6 protein-coding genes are annotated in these 3322 nt (G+C 68.7%); all 6 read right to left on the reverse strand.

What is annotated here, in order from left to right; genetic code table 11:
- Positions 1 to 4: 4 nt before the first annotated feature.
- Entirely contained in the window at positions 5 to 391 is a 387-nt protein-coding gene (locus JMF90_RS30165; protein WP_074807183.1) for a DUF3022 domain-containing protein, read from the reverse strand.
- On the reverse strand, positions 388 to 549 hold the full coding sequence (locus tag JMF90_RS30170) for a DUF1328 family protein (RefSeq protein WP_006767422.1): 162 nt from the start codon (positions 547 to 549) through the stop codon (positions 388 to 390). Before JMF90_RS30170 ends, JMF90_RS30165 begins: the two co-directional genes overlap by 4 nt.
- Before the next feature lie 46 nt (positions 550 to 595).
- A complete protein-coding gene (locus JMF90_RS30175) occupies positions 596 to 784 on the reverse strand; it encodes a DUF3008 family protein (RefSeq protein ID WP_011545556.1) in 189 nt (62 codons plus the stop codon).
- A gap of 72 nt (positions 785 to 856) precedes the next feature.
- On the reverse strand, positions 857 to 2290 hold the full coding sequence (locus JMF90_RS30180) for an RNA polymerase factor sigma-54 (RefSeq protein WP_012336617.1): 1434 nt from the start codon (positions 2288 to 2290) through the stop codon (positions 857 to 859).
- A gap of 232 nt (positions 2291 to 2522) precedes the next feature.
- On the reverse strand, positions 2523 to 3032 hold the full coding sequence (locus JMF90_RS30185) for a DUF892 family protein (protein ID WP_074807180.1): 510 nt from the start codon (positions 3030 to 3032) through the stop codon (positions 2523 to 2525).
- Between the two features lie 59 nt (positions 3033 to 3091).
- The coding region (locus tag JMF90_RS30190; RefSeq protein ID WP_201325812.1) for a hypothetical protein at positions 3092 to 3322 on the reverse strand (231 nt) is incomplete at its 5' end.

Consider the following 3322-nt stretch of genomic DNA (forward strand, 5'->3'; position numbering starts at 1 on the left):
GACGTCAGGGCGCGCGCAGCGCCGCGTCGAACACGACGGCCGTCACGTCGAGTGCCACGTTGCACTCGATCGCGGCATCCTCGACGCGCGGCTTGTGCTCGTCCACCGCGCGCCGCGCGCGGTCGCACAGCTGGGTGCGTACGCGCAGCCGGTCGGCCGTGTCGAGCGTCGCGTAGCGTTCGATCACGTCCGCATCGAAGCGCATGTCGACCGAGCAGCGCCATTGGCGCGCGTCCTCGTCGGACGGCACGCGCACCCACGACACGTTGATCGTCAGCCGGCCGGACGCGTCGTCCGCATGCACGACCACGGTCGACTGCGACGGAAAACTGATCGCGAGCGCGTGCTCGAGTTCCGCGACGCGCTGCGACCGGTCGGGCATCACCGTCATCGTCGCACGACGCCCAGCAGCAACGTGACCAGGAAGATCACGACGAAGATGTAGAACAGGATCTTCGCGATTTCGGCCGCACCGGCCGCGATGCCGCCGAAGCCGAACACGGCGGCAATGATCGCGATGATGAAGAAAATGATGGCGTATCGAAGCATGGAACCCTCCTGGATGACAGCAGTCGTCACTAAACGTCGGCGCCGTTCACGCATCGTGCTTGTGTTTCGGTTTGCCGCGCGTGGGCGTGGAAGCCATTTTCTCGAGCTCTTTCTCGCTCATCGACTTGGCCATCGATTTCGACGGCGGCTTGAGGTCCTTCATTTTCGTGTCACCGCGCTTGGCCGACAGCGCGGCCCCTGCGGCGCGCTGCTGGGCCTGGGATTTGGCTGGCATGATTGCGCTCCTCTCGTTGGCGCGCGAGCCGACGCGAAAGACGGCACGCGCGGGGTTGGAACAGTGAGGCCGTCACGCGGCGTCGCGGCGCCGCAGGTCGGCCGGCGGAATCTTCATCGCCTGGCGATACTTGGTCACCGTGCGGCGCGCAAGAAGGATGCCGCGGCCCGCGAGGTTCTCCGCGAGTGCGACGTCGGACAGCGGATCGGTCTGCCGCTCGGCCGCGATCATGTCGCGGATCAGCACCTTCGCGGCCGACGCCGAACACACGCCCTTGCCGGCCGCCTCGAGCTTGCGCGGGAAGAAATGCTTGAACTCGAACGTGCCGTGCGGCGTGGCCATGTACTTGTTGCCGGTCGCGCGCGAAACCGTCGATTCGTGCAGGTCGAGCTCTTCCGCGATGTCGCGCAGCACCAGCGGCTTCATCGCGATCTCGCCATAGCGGAAGAAATCGCGCTGCCGCGCGACGATGCATTCGCCGACGCGCTGGATCGTGTCGAAACGCTTCTGCACGTTGCGGATCAGCCAGCGCGCTTCCTGCAACTGCTGGCCGAGCGGAGAATCGCGCTCGCCGCTCGACTGCGCGAACAGCGTCGCATAGCGCTCGTGCAGGCGGGCGCGCGGCAGCACGGCCGGATTGATCGTGACGATCCATTCGTCGCGCACCTGACGCACGATCACGTCGGGCACCACGTAGTCGCCGCGCGTGCTGCCGTAGTGATTGCCCGGGCGCGGGTCGAGCCCGCGCACCAGCGCGCAGGCCGCGTGCAGCGTCTGCTGGTTGCAGCCGAGGCGCCGCTGGATCTCGGCCGTCTCGCGGCGCGCGAGCCGCTCCAGATGCTCGCGCGCGATCGCCTTCGCTTCCGCGAGCGCCGGCGTGCCGGCCGGAATCGCATCGAGCTGCAAGACCAGGCATTCGGACAACGAACGGGCCGCGATACCCGGCCGGTCGAGCATCTGCACGAGCCGCAGCGCGACCGAGAGATCCTGCTCCGACAGCAGCCACGCGGGATCGGCCGCGACCAGCAGTTCAGGCAGCTCCTGACGCAGGTAGCCGTCGTCGTCCAGCGCATCGATCACGAGGCGCGCGGCCTCGCGGTCGCGCTTGTTGAGCGGATAAAGCCGCAGCGCATCGTGCAGTTGCTGATGCAGCGACGGTTCGGCGGCGATCCATTCGCCGGGCGACAGGCCGTCGGTGTCGTCGCCCTGACGGCTCGTGCCGCGCGGCGCGGGCGCCGCGGTAAACGGCACCTCGCCGTCCGGCGGGCGAATGTCGTCGTGCTCGGGCGCCGCTTCGGGCGCGGCCGCTTCGGTCGGCTGCTCGGGCGTGCCGGCAGCGGTGTCCTCGTCGCCCTGGCCGTCTTCGAGAAACGGGTTCATGTCGAGCGCCTGACGCAATTCCTGTTGAAACTCCAGCGAGGACAACTGCAGCAGCCGCAGCGACTGCTGAAGCCTCGGCGTAAGTGCGAGATGCTGTCGCATCTGCAGCGCAAGCGAGACGGGCATCGAAAGCCTCCTGACGGTTCGGTTCGCGGGTTCGCGGGTATGTCTTCTACCGGACGTCATGCAGCTTCCGTGCCAGTCGCGCGAAGCGCGCGGCGACGCGGTTCTCGGGGGTTCGCGCCCCGTTTCGCCATGTGCGAGAGCCGCTTTTTTACAAGCCGGGGGCAAGTTAGGGGGCACGTATTTCGCTCACGGAAAACGGCCCCGTCCCGGAAGCCGCTCGAGGGCCGCGCCGTCAGCGCTTCGCGTCGATGCGGTCCACCGCCGAACGATCGAGAAACGCCGTCGTCAGCTCGGGCAGATGGCGCAGCAGCCACGCGGCCATGCCGCGCTCCTGCTGGAGAATCCGCTCGCAACACGCGCGGATCTCTTCTTCGCCGGCCGCCTGCGCCGCCGCGACGAGCGCGGTGTACGCGGCGATCTCCAGCTGCTCGAATGCATAGGCGGCCAGCGCCGTCTTCACCACTTCGTCGTCCGCCAGCATGCCGCTCGCGATCTCGCCGTATGCGGCAATGCGCGCGGCGAGATCCTTGGTCGCCGATGGCGACGTGCCCAGCCGCATCAGGCACGCCTCGACGAGCGCCTGCTGACCGAGCGTGTCGTCGAGATGCTGCCGTAACCGGTCCTGCAACTGCGGGTAGTGCCCGACCCGCTTCATCTGCGCGTCGATCATCGTCTCGGCCTGGCGCTCCATCGCGTAGGCATCGCGCAGCCAGTCCTCCAGGTGTTCGTGCTGATTCGCCATCGCGTTCCTCCAGCCGTCGCGGGGCGGCATGCCGTGACGCGGCGCCGCGGCGCGTCGTATCAGTACTGCATCGGCGGCGGCGTGCCCGGCAGCGGCTGGTCGCCCTGCGCGCCGTTCGGGCCCGGCGGCGGCACGTCGACCGGTACGTCGACCCTCGTACCGGGCGGCATCGTGTTGCCCGGCGACGGACGCGGGTCGTAGCGCGTATTCGCGTCCGGCATCGTCGTGGTCGACTGCGCGCCACGGCCGTCAGGCGGCGCGGGCGGCGCCCCGCGCGTGCCGTACGGGCC

It is taken from the genome of Burkholderia sp. E168m23, from assembly GCF_016586125.1.
Lineage (GTDB): Bacteria > Pseudomonadota > Gammaproteobacteria > Burkholderiales > Burkholderiaceae > Burkholderia > Burkholderia orbicola.